General features: G+C 56.4%; 18 protein-coding genes. 17 read left to right on the top strand and 1 reads right to left on the bottom strand.

Annotation, left to right across the window (positions count from 1 at the left end):
- Positions 1–43: 43 nt before the first annotated feature.
- The 5 genes from atpG (at position 44) to A3224_RS16200 (ending at position 4,708) form a co-directional block, all read left to right on the top strand.
- On the top strand, positions 44–904 hold the full coding sequence (gene atpG, locus A3224_RS16220; RefSeq protein WP_067157072.1) for a F0F1 ATP synthase subunit gamma: 861 nt from the start codon (positions 44–46) through the stop codon (positions 902–904).
- Between the two features lie 38 nt (positions 905–942).
- Positions 943–2,346, top strand: coding sequence for a F0F1 ATP synthase subunit beta (gene atpD / locus A3224_RS16215; RefSeq protein ID WP_067157069.1), 1,404 nt, complete (start codon positions 943–945; stop codon positions 2,344–2,346).
- Positions 2,347–2,364: 18 nt separating this feature from the next.
- Positions 2,365–2,784 carry a F0F1 ATP synthase subunit epsilon gene (locus A3224_RS16210; RefSeq protein WP_067157066.1) on the top strand — a complete coding sequence of 140 codons (420 nt, stop codon included), beginning with the start codon at positions 2,365–2,367 and terminating at the stop codon, positions 2,782–2,784.
- Positions 2,785–2,962: 178 nt separating this feature from the next.
- On the top strand, positions 2,963–3,952 hold the full coding sequence (gene rssA / locus A3224_RS16205) for a patatin-like phospholipase RssA (protein ID WP_067157063.1): 990 nt from the start codon (positions 2,963–2,965) through the stop codon (positions 3,950–3,952).
- 123 nt (positions 3,953–4,075) lie between these two features.
- Entirely contained in the window at positions 4,076–4,708 is a 633-nt protein-coding gene (locus A3224_RS16200; RefSeq protein WP_067157059.1) for a glutathione S-transferase family protein, read from the top strand.
- A 68-nt stretch (positions 4,709–4,776) separates the two neighbouring features.
- Here the strand turns inward: A3224_RS16200 and A3224_RS16195 are convergent, their stop codons facing one another.
- Positions 4,777–8,103, bottom strand: coding sequence for an amidohydrolase family protein (locus tag A3224_RS16195; RefSeq protein WP_067157056.1), 3,327 nt, complete (start codon positions 8,101–8,103; stop codon positions 4,777–4,779).
- A gap of 234 nt (positions 8,104–8,337) precedes the next feature.
- Between A3224_RS16195 and glmU the strand changes: the two genes are divergently transcribed.
- The 12 genes from glmU (at position 8,338) to A3224_RS16140 (ending at position 26,587) form a co-directional block, all read left to right on the top strand.
- Positions 8,338–9,699, top strand: coding sequence for a bifunctional UDP-N-acetylglucosamine diphosphorylase/glucosamine-1-phosphate N-acetyltransferase GlmU (glmU, locus tag A3224_RS16190; protein ID WP_067157053.1), 1,362 nt, complete (start codon positions 8,338–8,340; stop codon positions 9,697–9,699).
- Between the two features lie 334 nt (positions 9,700–10,033).
- Complete coding sequence (gene pdhA / locus A3224_RS16185; RefSeq protein WP_175487763.1) at positions 10,034–11,137, top strand: pyruvate dehydrogenase (acetyl-transferring) E1 component subunit alpha; 1,104 nt, start codon at positions 10,034–10,036, stop codon at positions 11,135–11,137.
- Complete coding sequence (locus A3224_RS16180) at positions 11,137–12,132, top strand: alpha-ketoacid dehydrogenase subunit beta (RefSeq protein ID WP_067157048.1); 996 nt, start codon at positions 11,137–11,139, stop codon at positions 12,130–12,132. The genes pdhA and A3224_RS16180 overlap by 1 nt, the downstream gene beginning before the upstream one ends.
- Entirely contained in the window at positions 12,129–13,247 is a 1,119-nt protein-coding gene (locus A3224_RS16175) for a dihydrolipoamide acetyltransferase family protein (protein ID WP_067157045.1), read from the top strand. Before A3224_RS16180 ends, A3224_RS16175 begins: the two co-directional genes overlap by 4 nt.
- A 91-nt stretch (positions 13,248–13,338) precedes the next feature.
- On the top strand, positions 13,339–14,109 hold the full coding sequence (locus A3224_RS16170; protein ID WP_067157042.1) for a DeoR/GlpR family DNA-binding transcription regulator: 771 nt from the start codon (positions 13,339–13,341) through the stop codon (positions 14,107–14,109).
- Between the two features lie 62 nt (positions 14,110–14,171).
- Positions 14,172–16,001, top strand: coding sequence for a glutamine--fructose-6-phosphate transaminase (isomerizing) (glmS, locus tag A3224_RS16165; protein ID WP_067157039.1), 1,830 nt, complete (start codon positions 14,172–14,174; stop codon positions 15,999–16,001).
- Positions 16,002–16,572: 571 nt separating this feature from the next.
- Entirely contained in the window at positions 16,573–16,752 is a 180-nt protein-coding gene (locus tag A3224_RS17065) for a hypothetical protein (RefSeq protein ID WP_156481517.1), read from the top strand.
- Positions 16,753–17,648: 896 nt separating this feature from the next.
- Positions 17,649–20,930, top strand: a complete 3,282-nt coding sequence (locus A3224_RS16160; protein WP_231902534.1) for an SNF2-related protein — start codon at positions 17,649–17,651, stop codon at positions 20,928–20,930.
- 11 nt (positions 20,931–20,941) lie between these two features.
- A complete protein-coding gene (locus A3224_RS16155; protein ID WP_067157033.1) occupies positions 20,942–22,783 on the top strand; it encodes a GmrSD restriction endonuclease domain-containing protein in 1,842 nt (613 codons plus the stop codon).
- Positions 22,780–23,574 carry a DUF4391 domain-containing protein gene (locus A3224_RS16150; protein ID WP_067157030.1) on the top strand — a complete coding sequence of 265 codons (795 nt, stop codon included), beginning with the start codon at positions 22,780–22,782 and terminating at the stop codon, positions 23,572–23,574. Before A3224_RS16155 ends, A3224_RS16150 begins: the two co-directional genes overlap by 4 nt.
- A 16-nt stretch (positions 23,575–23,590) precedes the next feature.
- A complete protein-coding gene (locus A3224_RS16145; RefSeq protein ID WP_067157027.1) occupies positions 23,591–25,459 on the top strand; it encodes a site-specific DNA-methyltransferase in 1,869 nt (622 codons plus the stop codon).
- A 12-nt stretch (positions 25,460–25,471) separates the two neighbouring features.
- Positions 25,472–26,587, top strand: a complete 1,116-nt coding sequence (locus tag A3224_RS16140; protein ID WP_067157024.1) for a Fic family protein — start codon at positions 25,472–25,474, stop codon at positions 26,585–26,587.
- Positions 26,588–26,810 lie beyond the last annotated feature (223 nt).

Genomic DNA, 26,810 nt, shown 5'->3' with positions numbered 1-26,810 from the left:
GACGGCGCCGCGGGAAACTGTCCAGCGAACAAGGTAACAGACTATGGCAGGCGGAAAAGAAGTACGCACAAAAATTGCCAGCATCAAGAGCACGCAGAAAATTACCTCCGCAATGGAAATGGTTGCGGCGAGTAAGATGCGCAAGGCTCAGGATCGCATGGCACTGGGGCGTCCCTACGCCCAACGCATACGCGCGGTGATCGGTCACGTCGCCAACGCCTCGGCCGAGTACCAACACATCTACCTGCAGGAGCGCGAGGTCAAACGGGTCGGGTTTATCCTGGTCTCCACCGATCGCGGCCTCTGCGGCGGTTTGAACATCAATATGTTCAAAGCGGCTATCCGCGAGATGCAGGCCTGGTCCCAGAAGGGGGCCGAAGTGGAAGTCTGCGCGGTGGGGAATAAGGCGGCCGGTTTTTTCAATGCCATCGGCTCCGCCGTGGTAGCTGCGGTACGCGACCTGGGTGACGAACCTCAGGCCAACCAGCTGATCGGCTCCGTCAAGGTGATGATGGACCGCTTCGCGGAGGGCGATATAGACCGCCTCTTCCTGGTGTCCAACGAGTTTATCAACACCATGTCGCAGAAGCCGCGGGTCGAGCAACTGCTGCCGCTGCCGAAAGACGACGACGAAATGCTCAAGCACGAGTGGGACTACCTCTACGAGCCGGATCCGAAGGCGCTGTTGGACGGCTTGCTGGCTCGCTATATCGAGTCCCAGGTGTATCAGGCAGTGGTTGAAAACAAGGCCTGCGAACAGGCCGCGCGCATGATTGCAATGAAGAGCGCCACCGACAACGCCGGTGAGCTGATCGACCAGTTGCAGCTTGTCTACAACAAGGCGCGCCAGGCGGCTATTACCCAGGAGCTGTCCGAGATTGTGGGCGGCGCTGCGGCGGTTTAAGGCGGCCGAAGACAGAATTTAAAGCTGAGGATCCGGAAATGAGTAACGGGCAAATTGTGCAAGTGATCGGCGCGGTCATCGACGTGGAGTTCCCGCGCGATGCCGTCCCGAATGTTTACGACGCACTGGTGTGTGAGGAAAAGAACCTCACCATGGAAGTGCAGCAACAGCTGGGCGACGGGGTGGTACGCGCCATCGCCATGGGATCATCCGAAGGGGTGGGCCGCGGACTGGCGGTGAAAAATACCGGGGCACCGGTTTCCGTGCCGGTAGGCCATGAGACCCTGGGACGCATCATGGACGTGCTCGGTAACCCCATCGACGAGTGCGGCCCCATCGGTGAAAAGGAGCGCGCCTCCATCCACCGCGCGGCCCCTACCTACGAAGAGCAGGCGAGCTCCACTGAACTGCTGGAAACCGGCATCAAGGTGATCGACCTGGTATGCCCCTTCGCCAAGGGCGGTAAAGTCGGCCTGTTCGGCGGTGCCGGTGTGGGCAAGACCGTTAACATGATGGAGCTGATCAACAACATCGCCACCGAGCACTCCGGTCTGTCCGTGTTCGCCGGTGTTGGTGAGCGCACCCGGGAAGGTAACGACTTCTACCACGAGATGCAGGAAGCCGGTGTTGTTAACGTCGAGGACTTCAGCAAGTCCAAAGTGGCGATGGTTTACGGCCAAATGAATGAGCCGCCGGGCAACCGCCTGCGCGTAGCCTTGACCGGCCTGACCATGGCGGAAAAATTCCGTGATGAAGGCCGCGACGTACTGCTGTTCGTCGACAATATCTACCGCTACACCCTGGCCGGTACTGAAGTATCCGCCCTGCTCGGCCGTATGCCGTCTGCGGTGGGTTACCAGCCGACTCTGGCGGAAGAAATGGGCGTTCTGCAGGAGCGTATCACCTCCACCAAGACAGGCTCTATTACCTCTATCCAGGCGGTATACGTACCGGCGGACGACCTTACCGACCCGTCTCCGGCCACCACCTTCGCGCACTTGGACTCCACTGTGGTACTGTCCCGCGACATCGCCGCCAAGGGTATCTACCCGGCCGTGGACCCGCTGGACTCCACCTCCCGTCAGTTGGACCCGCTGGTAATTGGCCAAGAGCACTACGAAGTCGCTCGCGGCGTGCAGTCCGTACTGCAGCGCTACAAGGAGCTGAAGGACATTATCGCCATCCTGGGTATGGACGAACTGTCCGAGGAAGACAAGCAGATTGTTGCGCGCGCCCGTAAGATTGAGCGCTTCCTGTCTCAGCCCTTCCACGTGGCGGAAGTATTTACCGGTGCGCCGGGCAAATACGTACCGCTGAAAGAGACTATTCGCGGTTTCCAGGGTATCCTGAACGGCGACTATGACCACTTGCCTGAGCAGGCCTTCTACATGGTCGGCACCATCGACGAAGCGGTGGAAAAAGCCAACAAGGCGAAGGGCTAAGCGACAGAGGCAGACAATATGGCCATGACAGTACATTGTGACATTGTCAGCGCCGAGCAGTCTCTCTTCTCCGGACTGGTGAAGATGGTAGTAGTGAGCGGGATCGAAGGGGAACTCGGTATCTCCTACGGTCATGCGCAACTGCTCACCGCGCTCAAACCCGGTCCGGTGCGCATCATCAAGGAAGATGGTGAAGAGGAAGTGCTGTTCGTCAGCGGTGGCTACGCAGAGGTGCAGCCGAATATGGTGACCATCCTCGCGGATGTGGCCGAGCGCGAAATCGATGAGGAGGCAGCGCAAAAGGCCCGCGAGGAAGCGGAACACGCCCTGCACAAGGCGCCTTCCGAGGTCGACTATGCGCGCATCTCCGCCCAGCTGGCCGAAGCCGAGGCGCGTCTGCGCACCCTGCAGGCGATCCGCAAGGCGGCTGGCAAGTAAGCGGTTCTCAAATTCTCTTAAGCGCTTGCTTGCAAGTTATCGAAAAAAGCAGCTTCGGCTGCTTTTTTTGTACCTGTTTCTTTTCTCTCTCCCCACAAATTTGTGTAATACCGCGTTAGTGCGTTTTGGTACCTGGTAACAATTTAACAGCGCCCAGAAAAAGTATTCGGAGATAACTGTGCATTCCCAATCCGAGTCCCGTATCGGCATTGCGCTCGGCAGCGGCGCCGCCAAAGGCTTCTCCCATATTGGGGTACTGAAGGCACTGGAACAGATGGGAATATTCCCCCATGTGGTGGCGGGTACTTCCATGGGGGCCTTCGTTGGCGCTGCTTATGCCGCCGGAAAGCTGGCGGCACTGGAAGATTGGGTGCGCCGACTGGATAACTGGCAAGTATTTTCACTGTTGGATATCAACTGGACTCTCAACGGCGGCGTGCTTGGTGGGCGGAAACCTTTCAATGCCTTTTTTGACAATATCGACTGCAAGCTGATCGAGGAGCTTCCCCTCCCCTTCACCGCAGTAGCCACGGACCTGCACAGTGGCCAGGAGATATGGTTGCAAAGTGGCAATCTGAGAGATGCGGTCAGCGCTTCTTGCGCCATTCCCGGGCTGCTGTCACCAAAGCGCTTGTCGGGGCGCTGGTTGGTAGATGGCGCAGTGGTTAACCCGATTCCCGTCGATGTCTGTCGCGCTATGGGTGCCACGCGAGTCATTGCTGTGGATGTTACCGAGGACGGGGTTTCCCAGCAGGATCGCCGTCAGGGGCAAGTGAAAAAGGTGCACAGTGAAGCCACCCCTCAGTTACAAGAGGAACCGCGTGAGGGGGAAGAGGTTGTGACAGAACAAACGAACCACAGCACTCTATCCTTCAATGGGCTGGTAGCTCAAGGCAAAGCCCATTTGGCTCAATTAACGGTGCGCCTATCGAAGCGCCACAGGGATGCGCCGGGCATGCTCGATACCATGACCTCGGCCATGGATATCCTCGAGAGGCGCCTAAAGCGGACACGGCTCACTGGCTCACCACCGGATGTTTTGATTATGCCCAAAGTGCGGGATATCAGCGGTATGGAATTTGCCCGTGCGGCCGAAGCGATAGAGGCTGGCGAAGCAGAGACACTGCGACTGCGCACCTGGTTAGAGGATGTGATATTGCCCGCATGATCTCCGTTGAGCGCTGGGTTGAAGGGAGTTGTAATTTCACACTGTGATGGCGGGGATGTCCCTCGATGCGTTCATCCGCCTCGCATAGACTTATCCCCCCACAGATAACAAAAGGGAATAGCGATGGCCGAGGAGCTGATCTTCTATACCAACCCCCAATCCCGCGGCCGCATAGTGCGCTGGATGCTCGAAGAAGTGGGAGTTCCCTACGAGACAAAAGTACTGGAGTACGGCACTACCATGAAGTCGCCCGAGTACCTGTCCATAAACCCCATGGGCAAGGTGCCAGCCATAGTGCATGGAGGTCGTGTGGTGACCGAGTGTGCGGCAATCTGTGCTTATCTGGCGGATGTCCTCCCAGAGGCCGGGCTTTTGCCGCAGACGTTGGACGAAAAGGCAAATTATTACCGCTGGCTCTTTTTTGCCGCAGGCCCTCTGGAATCAGTTCTAAATAACAGGGCTGTTTTCAAGGAGGAGCCGGAGGTGGAAAAACAAAGGATGCTGGGTTATGGCAATTTCCGGGATACGCTGAATGCCCTGTCCGTCGCCGTAAAGGCCAACCCCTATATTGCCGGTGACCGTTTTACCGCGGCCGATGTCTATGTGGGTTCCCATATTGGCTGGGGCCTGCAATTTGGCACCATGGAAAGCCGGGAAGAATTTATCCGCTATTTCGACCGCCTTCGGGAGCGCCCGGCCTTTACGCGGGCAATGTCCTTGGACGATGTCCAGGCAAAGGAAATCAGCGAGGGCTGATTCGCAATACTTGCAACGAAAAGGCCGGCAGGAGAACCCTGCCGGCCTTTTCGTTGACAGAAGGGGAGTCAGTGCACCCAGTGGTGCCGCTCCCTTTTTTCTTGTATCGCTTCCACCGTTGCAGTGGGCATGGCACTGATCGGCAGACGCTCGTGGAAAAAGGCCAGGCGCGTTTCGCCGCCGAGCTCGTTCATGGTCTCCGCTTCGAAGACGCGGCCGTTGATCACTGTATAAGTGATGTTTTCCGACTGGCGCAGGTTTTCCAGCGGGTTACCGTCCACCACAATCAGGTCCGCCAGCTTGCCCGCCTCGATGCTGCCGATGTCTTTGTCCATCCCCAGATAGCGAGCGCCATCAATGGTACCGGCGCGGAACGCTTCCCAGGGAGTGAAGCCGCCCTGCTCCATCATCCACAGCTCCCAATGGGCGCCGAGGCCCTCCCGCTGGCCGTGGGCGCCGATATGTATCGTGACCCCTCGATCGCGCAGTTGCTTGGCCTGGTGCGCTACGTTGAAGTGGTTGTAGTGAGAATCCGGCGCCGTGGGGCGGCGGATGGATCGCGGATTGACGATAAAGTCCGGGGTGAAGCGGGTCAGGCGCTGGTTTTTCCACACCTCAGTACGATCGTACCAGTACTCCTCCCCCCAAAGTCCGCCGTAGGCGACCACGAAAGTGGGGGTATAGCCGACTTTAGTCTGGCTCCACAGCTGTTCCACGTCTGAGTAAACATGGGCGATTGGCAGCGAGTGCTCCAAGCCAGTGTGGCCGTCCACCACCATATTCATATTGTGCTGGTACTTGCCGCCGCCTTCGGGCACCACCATGATCCCCAGCTCGCGGGCAGCCTGTAGCACCTGCTGACGTTGATCCCTTCTGGGTTGGTTGTAGCTTTTCACCGAAATGGCCCCCATTTCTTTCAGACGCCCCACGTGGAAACGGGCATCCTCTAGAGAATGGATCTTGGCTTTGTAGCCAGGGCCCTTGGCACCGTAGAGGATGGTGCCGGTGGAGAAAATACGCGGACCGGTAATGATGCCAGCCTTCTGCATCTCTGCGGCGGAGAAGATCTCGCTGCTGTCATTGGATGGGTCGTGGATGGTGGTGACACCAAAGGCCAAACTGGAAAAGAGGTTCCAGTTCTGTTGCGGGATGATTTCTTCGCGGCCCTGGGCGCCGTGAGCGTGGACATCAATCAGGCCCGGCAGCACGGTTTTACCGCTGACATCAATGCGTTTGGCATCCGCTGGAATCTCCACATGATCCACCGGACCGACGGCTAAAATGCGGTTGCCGCGGAAGAGCACTGTGCCTTGTTCAATCACCTCCTGGCTATTTTCCGCGTCGCGCATCGTGACCACTCTGCCCCCGGTGAGGGCAACCAGTTTCCCGGGATTGTGGAATTTGTGTTTAAAGCTGAGATCAATCCCCTCGGCCACGGGCTCTGGCAGTTGATCGGCGGCACCGGCGACAAACGAGAAGGCATCCTTTAACTGGCGCTCATAGAGATTAGGGCCGTGGGCCCAGCCCAGAGTCTCGCTGTCGGCAGACCAGTGCAGGTTCTCGCCCGCGCGTGTGGAAACCTGAGTGACCGCCACAGCCTTGGTGTCCGGGCCTATGGCCTCGGGTTTGCCAGTGGGCATAAAGGGCGCCACATAGGCTTTGAAATCCTGCGTAAAGGCTATCCACCGATTGTCCGGCGACAAACGGAAAGAGGTAATCTCGGCACCGTACAGGTGTTCGCGCTCATCTTTGCCGTCTGTGTTAACACTCTTCAAAACCCGCTTGTTGTTGCCGTAATCGGAAAAATAGATGCGGTCAGATCTGGCGCCAAAATGGGGGGCGTAGCCCGACTTGGCGATGCGGCGCTGCCACTTGCCACCGGCATCGGCCAGATAAATGCCGGGCTCCAGGGCGTATTCCGGACTTAGCAGATAGCCGCCGGTAAAGCGCCGGAAGGCGACGGTTTTGCCGCTGGGTGAAAAGGCGGGTTCCACGTACAGACCGGGCTCCGTGGTAATGTTCTTGCCGCGACCACTACTGGCGGAGACCACGCGCACGTGGCCCAACTTCTCGTCGTGCCAGGTGACATAGGTGATCTTTTTTCCGTCCCGGGACCAGCTGGGGTAAAACTCAAAATGGTCGTCTTGGCGCGTAAGGCGGCGGCGCTCACCGCTGGCCACGTCCTGGATATAGATTTTACCCAGGGCCTGGAAGGCGATTTGCTTGCCGTCCGGGGATTTCTGCGCCCAGCGGATCATTTTTACGCTGAACTCTTCCGGCGCCACTTCCACAGGGAAACGGACCGCTTCCGCCACTTGCTTGTCGACACGGATTTGGGCGGTGATCTTATCGACGTCACTGCCATCGGCGGCGATACGGAGGAATTTTCCTCCAGTCCATACAATCAGGGACTTCCCGTCGGGCATCCAGTCGTACTGCACATAGTTGCCGTGAGAGCCAAAGATCTCTTGTAAATCGCGCTCCAGGCCAGCGTAAACGGGTGTTTCCAGACCGGTTTCCAGATCTTTCAGGAACAGAGAGGTCTTGTCATCCTGGCGGCGGATAAAGGCCAGCTTTTTCCCATCCGGGGACGGTACCGGCGCTACCGCGCCGCCGGGGCCGGAAACAAAGGTTTCCTCTTTGCCATCTTGCAGGTCGTAGCGGTTGATGGCGAAGATTTCCCGCGTGGAGTTCTTGTTGTACTCCCACACGGTGCCCGGGGTGGTATCTATCGAGTAGTAGACATAGCGACCATCCGGAGAAAAGGCTGGATCGGCGATATTCTTCTGTGCAATTTCACCGCCAATGCGCTCCTTCAGCTGGCGTCCCTCGCCGCCGCCGTAGTGGTACATCCAGATCTCACCAGCGGGAATACTGCGCCCGGACATAAAGCCTTTGCGCGCCACTAAGTATTGGCCGTCTGGACTCCAGTTGGGAGAGTGCACCAGGTTTTCTTTTTCGTGGGTGAGTTGGCGCAGGTTTTTGCCGTCTCGGTCCATCAGCCAAATGTTATCGGCACCATCGCGGTCACTGATAAAAACAATGAACTTGCCGTCGGGGCTGAAGCGTGGCTGCATATTCCAGGCGATTTCATTGGTCAGTGCCCTCGCCTCGCCGCCGGAGATTGGCATCGTGTAGATATCGCCAAGCATGTCGAAAAGGATGGTTTTGCCGTCCGGGCTGATATCCAGATTGCTCCAGGTGGTTTCAGTGGTCTCAATATGAACGGGGTGGTATTCACTGGGGGGCTGGTTGACGTCCCAGGCCTGTACAGGCTCTTTGTCGGTTTGATTGCCTGTTTCCGCGCCGGCCATGGCGCCGAGCGGCAGGGCCAGCGCCAGGGCTGACAGCGCCAACAGCTTACGGCGCCCATTGCTCTGCTGGATTGTGGTCATACGAGATTTCCTCCCGCCGGCCTCGTGAGCTGGCGGTTATCCGGTTTGTTATTGGTCGAATTTAAATGCAACGGATTAATTTGCGGGCATTACGTTACCGGCGCGGGTTGCTCCCGGCAATCACATTGCGCCCAATGACCCAATTTCATGACGAACCGAGGTGCCCTTGAGTTACCCCCCTTGAATGGCCACAATGCCCGCAATTTATCCACTTCAACGAGCTTTAGGTTTTCCATGACTATCGACGTTGTCATCCTCGCCGCCGGAAAAGGCACCCGTATGCGTTCAGACCTGCCCAAGGTACTGCACCCTATAGGCGGTGTACCCATGCTGGGCCGGGTGATAGACACGGCCAAGCAGCTCGGAGAAGTAGAGATTACCGTCGTTGTCGGTCATGGTGCCGAGCTGGTGCGTGAGCGATTCGCTGACAGCGGTGTAAAGTTCGTGGAACAGAAGGAGCAGCTGGGCACGGGTCATGCGGTAGCCCAGGCGATACCCAACTTTCGCAAGGGGTCGACAGTGCTTGTGCTCTACGGAGACGTACCGCTGGTTAAAGTCGGCACATTGCAGTCGCTGTTGTCTGCGTCCGACAAAGGCCCGGCGTTGCTGTCGGTGGAAATGGCCAATCCGGCTGGCTACGGGCGCATTGTCCGCGACGATACCGGCCGCGTGCTGGCGATTATTGAGGAGAAGGACGCCGACGCGGACACGCTGGCTATCCGCGAAGTGAACACTGGCATACTGGCTGCGCCCTCGGATCTTCTGGCGCGCTGGCTTCCGGAGCTGTCTAACGACAACGCCCAGGGCGAGTACTATCTGACCGACGTGATCGCCCGCTCAGTCGGCGAGAATATCCCGGTCACCGGCGTGCGAGCGAGTGACTCGATCGAAGTGGCCGGCGTCAACAGCCGCGCCCAGCAGGCCCAGCTGGAGCGCGCCCTACAGCACAGTCGCGCCCTGGCGCTGATGAACGCTGGTGTCACCCTGCTGGACCCGGCGCGCATCGACGTACGCGGCAGCCTTGAGTGCGATACCGATGTATCCATCGACATCAACTGTATTTTTGAGGGGCAGGTGGTTCTGGGCAAAGGGGTGCAGATAGGCCCTAACTGCCTGCTCAAGAACTGCCGTCTGGCGGATGGCACTTGTGTTGAAGCCAACTCCGTGATCGAGGACGCCGAGGTGGGTCAAGCCTGCACTATTGGCCCCTTTGCGCGTTTGCGCCCCGGCACTCAGCTGGCGGATGGCGCCAAGGTGGGTAACTTCGTAGAAACCAAAAAGGCGAAAATTGGCCGAGGCAGCAAGGTAAACCACCTGTCTTATATTGGTGATGCCATTGTTGGCGACCAAGTAAACATTGGTGCCGGCACCATTACCTGCAATTACGATGGCGTAAACAAGTTCACGACTGAAATCGGTGACGGTGCCTTTATTGGCTCCAACACCGCGCTAGTGGCCCCGGTTTCCGTGGGTGTCGGTGCCACTGTTGGTGCCGGTTCCACCATCACGAGTGAAGTGGGCCCTGACGAACTGGCGGTGGCCCGCGGCAGGCAGCGCAATATCACCGGTTGGAAGCGTCCATCCAAGAAATCATAGGGAACCTCTGATTAATTTGCGTGGACACTGTGGTGGGTTCCGGGGCGCTCAGGCAATAGGATGGATATTTCGAAAACGCACAAGTACTTCCCTGTAGCTCCGACGGATACATCCCTGTATCCGACGGTTTCGAAATATCCATCCTATCACCTGAGCTTCTCATCCGCCCGTGAAGTATCTCTGTTACCAGGAAACGAATTAATCAGAGGTTCCTTAGGGAGTCACTGAATAACCCGCAAGGACACTGTAGCGGGTTTCGAGGCGCTCAATAACATCCCCTGCGCCTTCCGCGCGATCAATTACACTTCTTGCATCGGAAAGAGGGAATTGACCGATGCACAAACCTAGAATGCACCTGCTCGCCTCCTTCGATATTGCCCGCTTGCAGTATCTCGACGAGCAGGGCCGCGCCACCCAGGAGTTACCGGATTTCGCCACGCCGGACACCCTGTTGGCCCTCTACCGGCAGATGGTCCTGGCGCGGTTGGTGGACGATCGCGCGGTCAAACTGCAGCGCACCGGGCAGCTCGGTACCTATCCGTCCAGCCTCGGACAGGAAGCCATTGGTGTCGGCACTGGCGGTGCCCTGGCAAAAGACGACGTCTACTGCCCCTATTACCGCGAGACCGGCGCCCTGCTCGAGCGCGGCGTCGAAATAAAAGAAATCCTGGCAATCTGGGGCGGCGACGAACGGGGCCAGAATTTCCGCCACGCGCCTTGTGATCTGCCACTTGCCATTCCCATCGCTACTCAGTTCCTGCACGCCGCCGGTGTCGCTTTTGCCCTCAAGTACCAACAGAAACAACTGCATAAGCCACCGCGGGTGGCTGTGGCCAGTGGTGGCGACGGCGCCACCTCCCGCGGGGACTTCTTTGAGGCCATCAACCTGGCGGGTGTGTGGCGGCTGCCGCTGGTGGTGGTGATCAACAACAACCAGTGGGCCATCTCGGTACCCCGCAGCGCCCAGACAGCCGCCAAAACCATCGCCCAGAAGGCCATAGCCGTAGGTATTCCCGGACTGCAAGTGGACGGCAACGACGTAATCGCCGTGCGCGCGGCGGTCGCCGATGCCGTGGCGCGGGCCCGCAGCGGCGAGGGCCCCACCCTGATCGAAGCCACCTGCTACCGCCTGTGCGATCACACCACCGCCGACGACGCCGGCCGCTACCAGCCCCGGGAGGAGGTTGAAGCCGCCTGGCGCAGAGAGCCTGTCGCCCGCCTGGGGAAATACCTGCGCAGCGAAGGGCTCTGGAGCGACGAGCAGGAGGAGGAATTGCGAAGGGAACTGGCGGAAGTAATGGAGCGGGCACTGCGCGCCTTCGCCGACACCCCCAGGGACAAGCCCACCGCTATCTTCGACCACCTCTATGCGGAGCTGCCGGAGGCTTTTCTGGAGCAGTATGAGCAGCTCGGCCGCTTGGCGGAAGGGAGAGATTGATGGCGCAGATCACTTTGGTGGAAGCGGTTACCCAGGCTCTGGCTTACGAAATGCACCGGGACCCCCGGGTGGTGGTGTTCGGTGAGGATGTGGGCGCAAACGGCGGTGTCTTCCGCGCCACCGACGGCCTGCAGAAGACCTTCGGGCCTGACCGTGTACTCGATACACCCCTGGCGGAAAATATGATTGCCGGCATCGCTGTGGGCATGGCCGCCCAAGGGCTGAGACCGGTGGGGGAATTCCAGTTTATGGGCTTTATCTATCCCGGTCTGGATCAGATCCTCAGCCACGCCGCCCGCTTCCGCAACCGCACCCGCGGCCGCCTCTCCTGCCCCGTCGTCTACCGCGCTCCCTACGGCGGCGGCATCCACGCGCCGGAACATCACTCCGAGAGCTTCGAAGCCCTATTCGCCCATATCCCGGGGCTGCGGGTGGTGGTGCCCTCCTCCCCCGCCCGCGCCTACGGATTGCTGTTGGCCGCCATCCGCGATCCGGACCCGGTGATCTTTCTGGAGCCGAAGAGAATCTACCGCGCGGCAACCCAGGAAGTGCCGGACGACGGCGAGGCCCTGCCCCTGGACCGCTGCTTTGTGTTGCGGGAGGGCTCGGATATTACCCTGATCTCCTGGGGCGCCTCGTTGAAGGAAACCCTGCAGGCGGCGGAGCAGCTCGCCGGCGAGGGTGTGGAGGCCGAGGTGTTGGACCCGGCTACCCTTAAACCACTGGATATCCACAGCATTATCGATTCCCTGGAGAAGACGCGCCGCTGCGTGGTGGTCCACGAGGCACCGCGCAGCGGCGGCCTGGGTGCCGAGATAGTCGCGCAGATCAATGAATACGCCTTCGACCTGCTCGAGGCCCCGGTGCAGAGGGTCACCGGCTACGACACAGTGATGCCCTACTACCAGCTGGAACATGTTTACCTCCCGGATGTGGAAGGGATTCTGGCCGGTGTCCGCGCCGCCCTGGACTATCGGGATGGAGGGGGCCAATGAAGCTGTTCAAACTGCCGGACCTGGGAGAGGGACTGCCGGATGCGGTAATCCGCCAGTGGCATGTGGCCGAGGGGGACCGCGTTGCCGCCGATGAAACCCTGGTCACTGTCGAGACCGCCAAGGCCTTGGTGGACGTGCCCTCCCCCTGGAGCGGCACCTTGGAAAAACGCTTTGCCGCTGAGGGAGACACAGTACAGGTCGGCCAGCCCCTAGTCGGTTTTGCGGAAGCTGAGACAGCGGAAGAGCCGGACTCTGATAGTGGCACGGTGGTGGGCAAGATCGACCAGAGCGGCCAGGTTCTGGCCAGGGAGCAACCCCCTGCGCACGCCCCCCGCCGCCTCGCCACCCCTTCGGTGCGCGCCCTGGCCCGGCGGCTGGGCGTGGATTTGTCGCAAATGCGCCCCGCCGGCGAGCGGTTTACCGCTGAAGAAGTGCGGGCCGCGGCGGCGCTTGGGTCGCCCGCGGAAAACCGTGAGAAATCCCCCGCTGCCACCATGTCCCCGGCCCGCCGCGCCATGGCCTTGGCCATGAGCCGCGCCCGCGATGCAGTGATGCCCGTGACCCTGTGCGACCAGGTGGATGTGTCCTCCTGGTGGGGCGGCGAGCCACCCACCCTGCGCCTGATCCGCGCAATGCAGAGGGCCTGCGAGGCGGAGCCCAACCTGAACGCCCTGTACGAAGGCGGGGTGCTGAAACCTGCGGCGACAATCAATATCGGCCTGGCGGTGGACTCCCCCCGGGGGCTCTTTGTACCGGTCCTCAAAAATGTGGCATCCCGCCTCGATAGCGAGCTTCTGCAACAGGTAGAAGATTTTAAGGTGCAGGCCCGCGACCAGGGCATCGCCCAGCGGGACCTCCAGGGCGCCACCATACTGTTGTCAAACTACGGCGGCATGGCCGGCCGCTACGCCACGCCGGTGGTGATGCCGCCGTTGGTGGCGATCGTCGGTGCCGGGCGCGTCTTTGAGGGGGTGGTGGCGGAGGAGCACAAACCTGTGGTGCGCCCCCTGCTGCCCCTGTCCATCAGCGCCGATCACCGCGCTGTCACCGGTGGTGAGCTGGCGCGCTTCCTCAAAACCCTGATGCAGGCGCTTTCATCCAGCGGCTCGAACTAGAGCGCCCTGCCATCCCGCCACTGCCTCTGTTGTCTGGGAATTTAACTTTCGTTTTGCTATCGTTTAGTTTCTAAACGAAATTTAGCGAAAGATGTCCAAACGCAATACTCAGCAACGTCGCCATCAGATTTTGGCACTGGTTAATGAAACCGGAGAAGTTAGCGTAGAGCAGTTGGCGCGCCATTTTGGCACCTCGGAAGTTACGATTCGAAAGGATCTGACTGCGATGGAAAATCACGGCCTGCTGCTGCGCCGCCACGGCGGCGCCATCCCTGTGCCACGGGAGCTGGTGGCTGAGGATGCACCCTCCGAGGTCAAGCGCGCCATAGGCCGCGCGGCGGCAGCGCTGATCCCCGACCACCACCGCATCGTAATCGACTACGGGCGCACCACCGCGGCCATGATTCCGGAACTGGAGGCCAAGCGCGGCCTGGTGGTGATGACCAACTCCCTGCACGTGGCCAACGCCCTGCGCGAGCTGGAAAACGAGCCCACCCTGCTGATGACCGGCGGCACCTGGGACCCCCATTTCGAGGCGTTCCAGGGCCAGGTGGCCGAACGAGTACTGCGCAGTTACGACTTCGACCAGGCCTTTATCGGTGCCGACGGTATCGATCTGGAGCGCGGCACCTGCACTTTCAACGAACAGACGGGCCTCTCCCGGGTGATGGCGGAAGTGGCGCGGGAGGTGGTGATTCTGGCGGAATCCAGCAAGGTTGGCCGCCGTATCCCCAACCTGGAACTGCCCTGGGATCAGATCGACACATTGGTGACCGACAGCGGCCTGGAGAGCCCAGCCCGGACACGGCTGGAGCAGCTGGGGGTGAGAGTCATCTGCGCCAAAGTGAGTGGTCACTATTAATGCAAGCGGCGCGCTAAACAGACTGGCGCTATATTTTTCAAAGAATTACCGAGGTGAATGCGATGTGTGGAATTGTCGGCGCGCTGGCCCAGCGCAACGTGAGTGAAATTCTGCTAGAGGGACTGCGGCGTCTGGAATACCGCGGTTACGATTCCGCGGGCGTCTGCCTGCTGGACAGTGACCGGCAGCTGCGGTTGTGCAAAAGCCAGGGCAAAGTCGCCGATCTGGAATCCCGGTTTGCCGAAGCGCCCGCCAGTGGGCGCCTCGGTATCGCCCACACCCGCTGGGCTACCCACGGCGCGCCGTCGGACGTCAATTCCCATCCGCATGTCTCCGAGCATGTCGCTCTGGTGCACAACGGCATTATCGAAAACTATCAGGCCCTGCGCGTACAGCTGCAAGCGCAGGGCTACCAATTCGCCTCCGATACGGATACCGAAGTGGTGGTGCACCTGATTCACTCCCTGGTGGCCGGGGGCCGGAGTCTGCTGGATGCGGTGACCGAAGCCACCAGACAACTCGAGGGCGCCTATGCACTGGGGGTGATCTGTGCCGATGAGCCGGAAGTGCTGGTCTGCGCCCGCTCCGGCAGTCCGCTGGTGGTAGGCGTCGGCATTGAAGAGAACTTTATCGCCTCCGATCCCATGGCCCTGCGCCAGGTCACCGACCGCTTTATCTTTCTCGAAGAGGGGGATGTGGCGGAAATTACCCTCGACGGTATCAGTGTGCGCGACCGGCAGGGAGAGGAAGTGAGCCGCCCGGTACACAAAATGAACGGTGGTCACGACGCCGCCGACAAAGGGCGCTATCGCCACTATATGCAGAAAGAGATCTTCGAGCAGCCGCAAGTGGTGGCCGCCACCATGGCCGGGCGCCTGGGGGAAAAGTCAGTACTGTCCGAGGCGCTGGGCGCCCGCGCCCACGAAATACTGCCCGAGGTAAAACAGGTACAGATCGTCGCCTGCGGCACCAGCTACCACGCGGGTCTGGTGGCCCGCTACTGGCTGGAAGACTGGGCCGGCATCCCCTGCTCCGTCGAAGTGGCGAGCGAAATCCGTTACCGCAAAACCGCCGTGCGCCCGGGTACCCTCTTCGTGACCATCTCCCAGTCCGGCGAGACCGCCGACACCCTGGCGGCCCTGCGCCAGGCCAAGGAACTGGGCTACCTGGCCTCTCTGGCCATCTGCAATGTGCCCAACAGCTCACTGGTACGCGAATCTGAACTGTCCCTGATGACCGAGGCGGGCCCGGAAATCGGTGTCGCCTCCACCAAAGCCTTTACCACCCAGCTGGTGGCGCTGCAGCTCTTCTGCATCGCTCTGGCCAAGGTCAACGGATTGAGTGCGGAGAGAGAAGCGGAACTGGTCACCGCCCTGCACCAGCTGCCACAGCTGATGGAAGAGTTCACCGGCCTGAACAAACTGGTACAGGACACCAGCGAAGCTTTTGCCGAAAAACACCACGCTCTTTTCCTAGGCCGCGGCGTCGAATATCCCATCGCGCTCGAAGGGGCGCTGAAGCTGAAAGAGATCTCCTATATCCACGCCGAGGCCTACCCGGCCGGTGAACTGAAACACGGCCCACTGGCTCTGGTGGACGCGGATATGCCTGTTGTCGCTGTAGCGCCAGACGACGAACTGCTGGAAAAACTGAAATCCAACCTGCAGGAAGTGCGCGCCCGCGGCGGCCAACTGTTCGTCTTCGCCAGCCCCAAAGCCGGCTTCGCCAGCGAGCCGGGCATCACCGTAGTGGAAGTCCCCGACGCACCGGAAAGCCTGCACCCCATCCTCTACACAGTGCCACTGCAACTGCTCAGCTACCATGTGGCGCTGCTCAAGGGCACGGATGTGGATCAGCCGCGCAACCTGGCCAAGAGTGTGACGGTGGAATAATTTTTTACGCCTCCTCTTCTGTTTAAGGGAGAGGAGTGGGGATTCTCCCATAGCTATCTGAGCAAATTCTGGTTTATTTGCTTCTCCGTGTTAAAGTTTCTCTGGTTTCAATAATCTCCCAGAATTACTACAGCGACATACGTATGTATGTCGCTCTATTTAACTGCACTACCAAGGATTAGGAGTGTAATGACCCGAAGAGGTTGGTAGACTGGCCTTGGGACAGAGAGTATCGAGATTACGCTTTTCGCAATCCCAAGCGCTTTGAATTATCCATATGGTATGGGAATACTCTTTCCGGTTTAAGTTTAGGTCGCCCAAGCTATACGGGAACTCGATTGCGCCTAGAGTTTATAGAATCAAGGCCGTCTTCAAGCCCTTTAAAAGGGCGTATTGTCCCAATTACTATTTCGGCTGCAGAATTGTACGCAAGCATTATCGGAGCAGATGAACTGCGTATAATAGACCCCATAGATCAAAAGTTGATTGAGTATTATTCCTCCTTTGGGTACATATACAGAAACGCAATATCTGAAAATAATCACAAGCATTATCTTGTGAAGGTTCTCTCATGAGCAAAGATAAAGTTAAGCAACCATTAACTCCTGAAGATATAAGAAAAAAAGCAAAAAAAATTATTCAAAACAACCCTACATATATTAAAGATGAGCCACCAATCGTTGGCTCACCAGAATCACTTACAGAGGATATTGAAAAAGATGACGAGACAACAAATAGAAAAAGGAAGTAAAGAAGTCAAATCGGAAGAGGAAATAGGGAGAAAAATTGCTGAGAAGCTGAATTCCTTGCCGATAAAAACAAAGCCACAAGGCCCATTAGGGCAACGATAAAGCATATCGGAAGAAATGAGCTCTCAAGCGAGGGTGTTCAAAATTCTGTGTCAGCCAAATAGCCTCACAGACTGATGTATTTCTCCAAGCGTTCCGGGAAGTGGATGAGGGTGTTCAGAATTCTATGTCATTTCTTTACTATCAGTAAAAAAGAGATGATTCATAGCCACACCTACCTTCGCTATGGGTGCTGCCTTTGAGGCACTGCGTGAGAGCAAAGACTTCAACGGCAAAGACGGCACTCTGATCCCACTGATCAAACAACTCACCAAAGCTGCCATGAGGTTAGAGCTTGGAAGCCTCTTGCAGGTGAGGACAAGCCCAACCGCAAGAATGGCGCTGCATCCAAGACAATGAAAAGTCTCGCTGGCATCTTTGGCTGGAGCGTAAAGTGATAGCTCTGTTTTCCCCTCGGCAACATCTACCAGGACATGCTCGAGGGTGTTCAAAATTCTGTGTCAGCCAAATAGCCTCATAGACTGATGTATTTCTCCAAGCGCTCTGGGAAGTGGATCGCCAGCTGTGACAGCGCCATCTTCCTTTATTTAGGCAGGATTTCAGGCATAGCGGATATTGCTGTATGCTCACTGTCGCGGGTCACAGTTACTTCCTTTTTGGACTGAACATTTGGCGACTATCAGTCTAATCGTAGCCCGCTCCTAAATTACGTAGGGGTGAACCTACGGAGTGGATGGTGCGCTACACTCTGGCTCTTATGCGTGATTTTAGGGAAATGAAGACTTTTCCGTAACCGTATGATGCAAAGTTACTATTCCAAAGGAAGTCGATTGTGGAGATGATCGACAACATCAACCGCTTGCTCGGTGACGACTTGAAAGACACGATCACTCCGGGCTCCAGGCTGAAGATTGCGGCTTCCTGTTTCTCCATCTACGCCTTTGAGGCCCTGAAAACCGAGCTTTCCAAAATTGAATGTTTGGAGTTCATCTTCACCGCCCCCACCTTCGTTCCCGACGAAGTCACGGATCGCATGAAGAAGGAGCGCCGCGAGTTCTTTATCCCCAAAACGCAGCGGGAAACAGGCCTCTATGGCACCGAGTTCGAAATCCAGCTGCGCAATAAGCTGACCCAGCGTGCAGTGGCGCGGGAGTGCGTGGCCTGGATACGCCAGAAGGCCAGCTTCCGCTCCAATAAAACCCGGGCGGCCATGCAGCCTTTCGTACATGTTGAGCACGACGGTAAAGGCACCGCCTACATGCCGGTTAACGGTTTTACCGCTGTCGATCTGGGCTATCAGCGGAGTAATGCGGTCTCCAACTTCGTCAACCGAATGGACGACCCCACACACGCCAAAACCTATCTGCAGTTATTCGACCAGATCTGGTCGGACCCGGATAAGGTGCAGGATGTCACCTCTGAAATTTGTGACCATATTGAGTCGGTCTATCAGGAAAACGCACCGGAGCGGATCTACTTTATCATGCTTTACAACATCTTCCGTGACTTCCTGGAAGATGTTGACGAAGATGTACTGCCCAAGGACCTCACTGGCTACCAGAACACTCTGGTATGGAACAAGTTGTTCAACTACCAGCGAGACGCCGCTACCGGTATCATCAATAAGCTGGAAACCCACAATGGCTGCATCCTGGCCGACAGCGTAGGTCTGGGCAAGACGTTTACCGCACTGGCTGTCATCAAATATTACGAACTGCGCAACCGGGCTGTACTGGTACTCTGTCCCAAGAAACTGGCGGACAACTGGCGCAACTACAACAGCAACCTGACCACCAACATCTTTGCCAAAGACCGGTTCAGCTACGACGTGCTGTGCCATACGGATCTGTCACGCACCTCGGGCGAATCCTTTGGCATTCCCCTCAACCGCGTCAACTGGGGCAACTATGATCTGGTAGTGATTGACGAGTCACACAACTTCCGCAACAACGATGTCTACCGTGACCGGGAAACCCGCTACCAGAAGTTGATGCGCAAGGTGATCCAGGCCGGTGTCAAAACCAAGGTACTGATGCTGTCAGCCACACCGGTCAACAACCGCTTTACCGATCTTCGCAACCAGTTGGCATTAGCCTATGAAGGAGACTCTGATGCCCTGGGGCAGCACCTCAAGGTACATTCCAGTGTGGAAGAGATTTTCCGCCGGGCGCAGAAGGCATTTAACGAATGGTCGACCCTTCCCCCTGAAGAGCGCACAGCGGCATCCATTCTCAAGGCTCTGGACTTTGATTTTTTCGAGCTGCTGGACGCTGTGACAATCGCCCGCTCACGCAAGCATATTCAGACCTTTTACGATACCCGCGATATCGGCCAATTTCCAGAACGCCGCAAGCCCCTGTCTTTCCATTGCCCGATTACCGACCGTGCCGACGTCGCCGACCTGAATACCATCTTTGGCCAGCTGTCGCTGCTTAAACTTGCCGTCTACGCGCCGATTAGTTACATCCTACCCAGCCGGTTGCGCAAGTATGAGGAGATGTACGATACCCAGGTTGAAGGCGGAAAAGGCAAACTGAAACAGGCAGACCGCGAACGCAGCCTGCAGGCGCTGATGACTACCAACCTGCTCAAGCGCCTGGAGAGTTCGGTGTATGCTTTCAGCAAGACGCTGGGGGTTCTGCAAAACAACATTCTTAAAACGCTGGAAGCAATCGATAACTTTGAAAACAGTGGGCTCAGTGGCGTTCTCAGTGATGACCTGGCCGATCTCAGTAGCTTCGACCCGGATGACGAAGACCTTTCCGGCCTTAACGACTTCACCGTCGGCAAGAAGATCAAAATCAGCCTGGCCGATATGGATCTGCCCTCATGGCGACACGAACTATCAGCCGATCTTGAGTTGATCAACGCCCTGCTGGAAACGGTCAATAAAATAGCTCCGGAGGATGACGCCAAACTTCAGCATCTGCTGCAATTGATCCGCCAGAAAGTCGAACAGCCCATAAACCCCGGTAACCGCAAAGTGCTGATCTTCACCGCCTTTGCGGATACCGCCCACTACCTCTACGATAATTTAGCCCCAACGGCGTATAAACTTGGCCTGAACCTGGGCAAGGTGACTGGTTCAGACGTACCCAAGTCCACACTGAAAAAGTCTTATGATTTCCAAAGCCTGTTGACGCTGTTCTCGCCCCGTTCCAAGGAGAAGGCCACCGTACTGCCCAATGAGCCCGCCGAGTTGGATATCCTCATAGGTACGGACTGTATCTCTGAGGGGCAGAACCTGCAGGACTGCGATTATCTGATCAATTACGACATCCACTGGAACCCCGTGCGGATCATCCAGCGCTTTGGTCGGATAGACCGCATCGGGTCCCCCAACAAACAGATCCAGCTGGTTAACTACTGGCCCGATATCACCCTGGATGAGTACATCAACCTCAAGGAGCGCGTGGAAAATCGCATGGTGATTACCGATATCACCGCCACCGGCGACGATAACGTGCTCACCGCCAAATCCAGTGATATCGCTTACCGCAAGGAACAGCTGAAACGCCTGCAGGAAGAGGTCATCGAACTGGAAGACGTTAAAACTGGTATCTCCATTACCGACCTGGGCCTGAACGACTTCCGTATGGATTTGCTCAATTACATCAAGGCCCATGGAGATCTGGATTCGGTCCCTCCGGGCATGCATGCCGTGGTACCCGCGCAACCGGAGCTGGGGTTGGAGCCCGGCGTTATCTTTGCGCTCAGAAACATCCACGACAGTGTTAACATCAACCAGCAAAACCGCCTGCACCCTTATTATTTGGTGTATATCGCGGAAGATGGCGAGATTGTGGCGGACCACACCGAAGTGAAACGTCTGCTGGACCTGATCCGCTCCAGCTGCAAGGGCAGGTCCGAGCCGATTCAGTCAGTCTGTCGCACCTTCAACGACCGTACTCACGATGGCCGCCAAATGGATACCTACTCCGAACTGTTGAGCGAAGCGATCCGTTCCATGATCGAAGTGAAGGAAGAGAAGGATATCGACAGCCTGTTCAGTGGGGGACACACAACAGCACTGACCGCCACCATCAAAGGGCTGGATGACTTCGAGCTGATTGCTTTTCTGGTGATAGAATCAACTGCAGCTGATCACAGTGATGTGTAAAAGGAAATCTCATGACAACATTCGATAGCACCAAGTCTTCTCTACGTGACCTGCTGCGTGAAATTCGTGAAGGGAAAATTCAGCTGCCCGATTTTCAGCGCGGTTGGGTCTGGGACGACGAGCACATCCGCGACTTGCTGGTAAGTATTGCCCGATCGTTCCCCATAGGTGCAGTCATGTTGCTTGAGACCGGCGGTGACGTGCACTTTCAGACAAGGCCCGTGGAAGGAGCCGAACCCGGCATACCAAAGGGCCAGCAGCCTGAAAATCTGATTCTTGACGGACAGCAGCGCCTGACCACACTGTTCCAGGCGCTTGCTTCCGACAGCTTCGTTAATACACGTACATCCAAGGGCAAGTCGATCAAGCGCTATTACTATTTCGATATCAAGCAGGCGCTGGAAAATCCTCTGGCACTTGATGAAGCCATTATTGCCGTAGATGAAAACCGGCAACGCCGAACAAACTTCGGCCGGGATGTTGAACTGGACCTCTCAACAAGAGAGCTTGAATGCCAACAACTTTATTTCCCGTGCAGCCAGATTATGGTATCGGATGATTGGGAAGCCACCCTGCACAAGGTTGCCCCCGAGCATTTTGCTGCTTACATGGATTTCCGCAATCAGCTACTGACCCCCTTCCGTAACTACCAGTTGCCGGTCATTCTGCTGAAAAAAGAAACCACCAAAGAAGCTGTCTGCCTCGTGTTCGAGAAGGTCAACACAGGCGGTGTATCCCTGTCAGTATTCGAGTTGATTACAGCCAGCTACGCTGCCGATGGCTACAACTTGCGCGATGACTGGTTTGGTTCACGTCAAAGAAATGTCGAATCACGCAAAGCCAGGATTGAAAAAGACGAACTGCTTAAGGGAATTGAAGCGACCGAATTCCTGCAAGCCGTCAGCCTGCTGCACACCCATGAACAACGTAAAGCCGATCGCGCTGCCGGCAAAACAGGTAAACAGATTCGCCCTGTTAGTGCCAAACGTGCTGATGTATTGCAACTGCCATTATCAGCATGGCAGACCTGGGCCACACCACTGGAAACAGGGTTCAAGTTAGCGGGGCGCTTTTTGCGCAAGGAGTGCTTCTACAGCCGTAAAGAGCTGCCCTACAGCACCCAGTTGGTTCCACTTGCCGCCGTGCTTGCTCGGCTGCAGGAACGCTGGCTTGAGCCGAAGATTTACGAGAAACTCTCGCGCTGGTACTGGTGCGGTGTTTTGGGGGAGCTGTATGGCGGTGCTGTTGAAACACGTATTGCCAATGACTATGAAGAGCTGCTGGAGTGGTTTGAAGATAACGAGGCCGTGCCTCGCACCGTGCGTGATGCCAACTTCCAGCCAGAACGTTTCGACACACTGCGCTCACGCCTGAGCGCCGCCTACAAGGGCATTAATATCCTGGTATTACGAGAAGGCGCGAAGGACTGGTTCTGGAAGGCCAGTATTCAGGAGCTTGACGCCCACGAGATTGCCCTTGATATCCACCACATTTTTCCCCGTGCCTGGTGTGAAGCCCAAGGCATAGGTCGAGAGCGTTACGACACCCTGCTGAACAAAACACTCATATCCTACAAGGCCAACCGGAAAATCGGTGGGGATGCGCCTTCCCGGTATCTGAGCAAAATTCAGTCAGAAAAACAGGTAGACCTCAGCGATCAGGAGATGGGTGCCCTGCTGGCCAGCCATGCGTTGTCACCAGAGCTGCTGAGGGCGGATAACTTCGATGAATTTATTGAAGATCGTCGCCGCAAACTGTCCAGACTGATCGAAAAAGCGATGGGTAAGCAGTTGATACTTGAGGAAAATACCACGACCTCTGTGAGCATGGAGTCTGAAACGGCTTCAGCATGAGTAGCCCGGGAATACTTTTGTTCGATTACCCCAGACAAGCGTACTTTGGCCGGGTTGTTCCAAAGCGGAAGATTTACGAACACGCCGCTGCCAGTACAGCCCTGAAAAAGCTATTCGTTCACCAGGTCGATCAGATCATCTGGGCCTTCAAGCTGTCCCCGGAAACCCTTAACATCTCCGCCACCAAAACCGTTAGTGAGATCCAGATTTTCCGTATAGCCCTGAAGGGCCCGCAGCTGGATCAACGGGTACTCCAGGCCATCGACAGGGCGATCCCCTTCCCGATTCTGTTTGAGTTATCCTACCGCGGCCAAACCAAGCTGGTGGCCGCCTACAAGCGCCCCCATGAAACCGACAGCACCCGGTGGGTGCTGAGTCTCTACTTCGAGACGGACTGGCAGCCGGAAGATGCCCCCAGACAGCCGTTGCCGGTGGCACTGAACCTGTCCGTGCTTTATGAGCAGCTGCTGATCCCACTGGTCAAGGCCGAATCAGCGGCAACAGGGGATCAGGATGCGGGGCCGCAATCCGCAACCACGGCGGCTCCCCACGCAAAAGACGCAACGGGCCGTTACGCGGTAAACCGGCCAGCCCCAACGCTGACACTGGAACAGCAGATCGCCCTGGCCGAGGCGATCGCTGCCAAACAGAAAGAGATCGACCGCATTCACGCCCGGCTGAAGCGTGAAAAACAGTTTAACAAGCGCGTAGCCATCAACACCGAGCTGCGCGAAGCCAAACAACAATTGGCGCGGCTGCAAGCCGGTCAGCCCGCCACAAGCAACCGATGAGTGTTAGAGAGCAACCATGGACAAGCTGAAAATGCACAGCCCTGATTTGACTCAGGACAATATCGCCAAGATCCGCGACCTTTTCCCCGGCTGCGTCACCGAAGCGCGGGATGAGACCACCGGCGAACTGCGTCTGGCCGTGGATTTTGATCAGCTCAGGCAGGAGCTCAGTGACCATATTGTTGAAGGGCCGCAGGAGCGGTATCGGCTGGATTGGCCGGGTAAACGGGAGGCGTTGGCGCTTGCGAATGCGCCGATTGCCAAGACCTTGCGCCCCTGCCGGGAGGAAAGTGTGGATTTTGACACCACGCAAAACTTGTTCATTGAGGGCGACAACCTTGAAGCGCTGAAATTGCTTCAGGAAAATTATCTTGGCAAAATCAAGATGATCTATATTGATCCCCCATACAATACCGGAAAAGATTTTATCTATGATGATGATTTTTCTGAAAACACACAAGATTTTCTGATTCGATCAAATCAGAAAGATGACAAAGGAAATAAGCTATTATCGAATACTGAGTCAAATGGTCGATTTCATTCCGACTGGCTATCCATGATGATGCCAAGGCTTCGTCTGGCGAGAAATCTTTTATCAGAGAATGGTGCAATATTTATAAGTATAGATGATTGCGAAATAAATAATTTAAGAAGCTTATGCGATGAAATATTTGGGTCTGAAAACTTCATTGCAACCATAATATGGCACAAGATGGATAGCCCCAAAAACTCAGCAAAATACTTGAGTGAAGATCACGATTATATTTTGCTTTACGCTAAGAACTCAGATAAGTGGCGCCCAAGGTTATTGCCACGTAGTGACAAAATGGTAGAACGCTACCAAAATCCAGATAATGACCCAAGGGGACCATGGCTTCTTGGCGATCTCGCTGCCAGAAATTTTTATAGTAAAGGAATTTATTCAATTACAACACCATCAGGAAAGATAATTAAAGGCCCCCCTGCAGGCAGCTACTGGCGAGTATCAAAAGAAAAATTTGATGAATTATTGTCTGACAATCGTATCTGGTGGGGAAAGTCTGGAGATAACCGACCGGGGATTAAAAAGTTCTTGTCTGAAGTGCGAGACGGGGTGATTCCACAAACATATTGGTCATGGAAAGATGTTGGTAGCACACGAAATGCAAAACAAGATTTAAGAAAATTATTAAGTGCATCTACTGGAGATCAAATATTTGTTACCCCAAAACCTATTAAGCTCATTGAAAGAATGTTGGAAATTTCAACTGCTCCAAATGAAAATGCAATAGTCTTAGACTTCTTTGCAGGTTCTGGGTCCACAGCACATGCTGTAATGAGAAAAAACTCAGAAGACGGAGGTAACAGGAAATGGATATTAGTTCAACTTCCAGAAATGGCTTCAGACAATTCCACCATCACAGATATGTGTTTGGAAAGGGTGAGAAAATCTGGTGTTGAAACCCTAAGTACAGGTTCTAGTAAAAAATGGAATAAAGATATAGGTTTCCGTGTTTTACATATTGATACATCTAATATGAAAGATGTTTATTATCGCCCCGACGAACTCTCACAGGCCGACCTGCTGGACGCTGTTGATAACGTCAAACCAGACCGCACAGCCGAAGATCTGCTGTTCCAGGTACTGGTGGACTGGGGCGTGGATCTGACGCTGCCCATCCGCCGTGAGACCATCCAGGGCAAAACGGTCTTCTTTGTGGACGAAAACGCACTGGTGGCCTGTTTCGACTCGGGCATCAGCGAGGCACTGGTCAAAGAGCTGGCCAAGTCGGAGCCGCTGCGCGTGGTGTTCCGCGACAACGGCTTTGAGTCCGATGCCGTGAAGATCAATGTGGAGCAGATCTTCCGTCAGCTCTCCCCCACCACCGAAGTCAGAGCGATTTGATGGAGCCTCGCCATGCAGCCCTATGTACCGGACGTGCTGCCCATTGCCGATCTGGATTTCCGCCTGCTGCTGCCTTTGGTTGGACAGGCCAATGCCGCTTTGGCCCGCTATGACGGCCTGCTGCAGGGTATTCCGAACCCGGCGGTGATGCTTTCTCCCCTGACCACTCAGGAGGCGGTACTGTCGTCAAAAATCGAAGGCACCCGGGCAACCGTGGATGAAGTACTGGAGCAGGAAGCGGGGCTGATCAAAGAGGGCGAGAAGTACAAGGATATTCAGGAAATCTCCAACTACCGTACGGCCCTCTTCGCCGCCCGCGAGTATCTGGAGTCGTATCCGATTCGGCTGGGTTTTGTGTGCGAATTGCATCGCATTCTGATGGACAGTGTCAGAGGTCAGGACAAGGCACCGGGGGAGTTCCGCAAGGACCAGAACTGGATTGGCCGCGCCGGATGCACAATCGACAACGCCACTTTCGTCCCTCCGAACCCATTTCAACTGCCGGATTACCTAGCTGCATGGGAAGAGTACCTGGACAGCGACGATATCGACTTCCTGATCCAAACGGCTGTTGTCCATGCCCAGTTTGAATTGCTGCACCCATTCAAGGATGGCAACGGTCGTATCGGGCGCATTCTGATCCCCCTGTTCCTCTACCAGAAACGGGTATTGTCACAGCCCATGTTTTACCTGTCCGGATATCTGGAACAGAACCGGGGTGAGTACTACGAACGCCTGAAAGCCATATCAGCCGCAGGCGACTGGAATGGCTGGATCGCTTTCTTTCTGAAAGGCGTTCGCCAGCAGGCGGAGGAGAATGGCCGTCGGGTGCAGCAGATCCGCGCCCTGTACGATGAGATGAAGCAGGCTATTCAGGAAACAACCCGCTCGCAATACACAGTTCATCTTCTGGACGCGATTTTCAGCAAACCAATTTTCAGAACGTCTGATCTTGCCAGGCAGCTTCATGGGGAGTTTGGTGCGCATGAAAAAACGACATCCAGCCTGCTGAGGCAGCTGAAAGATGCCGGTATCTTGCTGGAGCTGGAGCCAGGTAGCGGCAGGCGTTCTGCGACCCTGTGTTTCCCCCGCCTGATCAATCTTGCCGAGGGGCGTGAGGTAGTTTAAAGGGTATGTAGAAAGTAGAATACTTTGTGGAGCCTAAAATCGATTTATGACTCCACTAGTGTGGTTGTGGAGCGCCGACCCGCGACAAGCGTGATAGTGGAGTCTTTTTATTGTTTTAGGCTCCACAAATGGGGTAGAAGAGTACGGCGGCTCCACAAGAACTTGGCCAACCGGAGACAGGATTGGCCCTTTGTAGCCAGTTATCTGGAATCAACATCGTCTT

This window comes from Microbulbifer thermotolerans (genome assembly GCF_001617625.1).
In the GTDB taxonomy this organism is placed as follows: domain Bacteria; phylum Pseudomonadota; class Gammaproteobacteria; order Pseudomonadales; family Cellvibrionaceae; genus Microbulbifer; species Microbulbifer thermotolerans.
Note: the sequence above shows the minus strand (reverse complement) of the source record. Positions and strands in the feature narration are given on the sequence as shown.